Source organism: Ideonella azotifigens, assembly GCF_006519715.1.
Classification (GTDB): Bacteria; Pseudomonadota; Gammaproteobacteria; order Burkholderiales; family Burkholderiaceae_C; genus Ideonella; species Ideonella azotifigens.
The window spans coordinates 1-2454 of record NZ_VIDT01000753.1 but is presented as its reverse complement, the minus strand read 5'-3'; the positions used below and the strand labels follow the sequence as shown (position 1 = coordinate 2454).

Sequence of the window (2454 nt, the reverse complement as noted above, 5' to 3'; positions counted from 1 at the left end):
AGACGGCAGCTGGACCCTCAACACCTACGACGACGCGCACCGCCTCACCGACGTGAGCAGCTCGGACGGCAACAGCGAGCACTACGAACTCGACAACGCCGGCAACCGGACCAGCGAGAGCTACTACAAGGGCACCGACGTGGCCACCAGGACCCTTGTCAAGACGGTCACGCGCAGCTACGACGCACTCGGACGCATGCAGAGCGTCTCCGGTCTGCAATGAGCCGCCCCAACAATCACATGCGGAGGAAACCCATGACAAACACGTACTGGCGAGCCGCATGCTCAACAGGATCACATGCAGACGGTGACCTTAAATCTACAAAAAATCTACGGTTTACTGCGGGTTCAGATATTTCCCGACTACTTTGTCGAATGAGATTTATTTACCGCAAAGGTTCAACGCAATTTGGCAGCGCGGTAGTAGATCGGAATTATCTCGCGCTTGCGACGTTTATTGCTAGTGTTTGGATCATCCCGCAAAGTGCGATCGCCTGGAGTTGCACTAGCGATGGACAACTCTATGACTGCCAACGCCCAATCCCAGGAACTTATTCCGGGGATGTATCCCATCAATGGATTGGATGGGTGCGAAATGTTACGGCGGGGCCACGAAAAGCCTCCATTATTAAGCCGCTTGAGACCGCGATTAGTGAGGAAACTGCAAAAAGCCTATTAAGCTATCGATCAGTCTACTCCCAATGTTCGGGTACCGACGGCAAGCCATTGCAAACTGTCATGCGCGGCTCTGACGTCCCAAGCGCTGCATCAGACTTCTATGTCTACCAGAGTGGGGAGTATTATTTCGGTGAAAGTATAAATTGGTGCCAAAATGGATCCATCAGGGTAACTTACCCTATCCAAGGTGAATATAGTGCGCGATTTAATATTCCTCGTATTGACCAATGTGCGCCAGGGACGATTAAATGGGACTGGGATTATGGCAACCTCGGACATGACACGGATTTAGTAGACTATGCCATTTGCTATATTCCCGTAGAGCAGTCCTGTCCAGCGTTTGGCGATCCAATAACCGCAACCGGCACAAAATTTCAAACGGAGGTGGATTGGTCTGAGCCAAATGCATTTCTTCAATTAAGGCGGACATATGTAAGTTCCCCCAGATTCGATGGGGGCGCTATGGGGGCATATACATTAGGCAGACTTATGCCGAACTGGCGATTTGGCTTTCAAAGCTATATTGGATTTGATGGCGACCAAGTCACAGTTTTTCGAGAGGACTCCAAGTCTGTGAGCTTTGCAAAAATTGGCAACGACCTCGTTCCGGTCGTGCCAGGAAAAACAGCGCTTACTCAGCTTGCAAGCGGAGATTTTCTATTCAGATCAGGCGATAACTTATTCGAGATTTATGATCCAACTGGAAAACTCCAAAAGATAGTTGGATCAGCTGGTTTGAATGCAACATTGAACTATACCAACTCCGGTGAGATATCAAGCATTGTCGATGGGTTTGGTAGAAGTTTGTTGTTTCATTATTACAAATTAGATGATGGGGATGGCGTCATGTATAGCTATCTGGATTCAGTTTCGTTGCCGGATGATTCCCTTGTTGATTATGGTGTGCTATCTCCGAGGGGGGTGCTATCCTCCGTCAATTACGCGGACGGATCTGGCCGGTCATATGGGTACGCTGATATGGGCGGAAAAGGTCCTCTGCTACTTACTCAAGTAAACGATGAGGAGGGTGCTTCGTTTGGTACAAAATATTCAAGCAGTGGGATGTCGATTGCAACCAGTGCGCCTCGTGATATTGACGACTGGGCCATAGTTGACAAGCGTGTATCGGGTTCCGGAGATATAATTGTTACAGACCCACTCGCGCAGGAATTACGACTTAGCTATTCCAAAGTGAATGGTCGATCACTACTTGGTGGGCAAAGCCGACCAGGAGGCAGCGGATGCAGCGCCAATGTCAGCAGCCAAAGCTACGATGCAAACTCGAATGTGACGAACAAGGTGGACTTTGGAGGAAACAGGTCTTGCTTTGCATACAACACGAGCCGCAACCTGGAGACGGCCCGAATCGAAGGCCTGAGCGGAGCAACTGCGTGTCCAGCGGACGTGGCCAGCTACAGCGTGGTCTCAAGCGCCACAGCACCGCAGCGCAAGGTAACGACGCAGTGGCATCCGGTGTGGAACCTGCAGACCCGCGTGGCCGAGCCCAACCTGATCACCACCACGGTCTACAACGGCCTGCCGGACCCCATCGCTGGCGATACACCGGTGTGCGCCCCCGACGCACCCCTGCTGCCCGACGGCAGCAAGATCGCCGTGGTCTGCCGGCGCTATGAAGAGGCCACCACCGACACGCTGGGCAACGTCGGCTTCGCCGCCACGGTGACCGAGCGGCGCAGCTGGAGCTACACGTACAACGTGTATGGGCAGATGCAGATTGAGACCGACCCGCGCGGCAAGCGCACGACGTACAAGTAT

General features: G+C 52.5%; 2 protein-coding genes. Both read left to right on the top strand.

Annotation, left to right across the window (positions count from 1 at the left end):
- On the top strand, positions 1-223 hold a 223-nt coding region (locus FKP22_RS27235), incomplete at its 5' end, for an RHS repeat domain-containing protein (RefSeq protein WP_141291085.1).
- A 152-nt stretch (positions 224-375) separates the two neighbouring features.
- Positions 376-2454 (top strand): DUF6531 domain-containing protein (locus FKP22_RS27230; RefSeq protein WP_375140622.1); only part of this gene is annotated, 2079 nt, incomplete at its 3' end.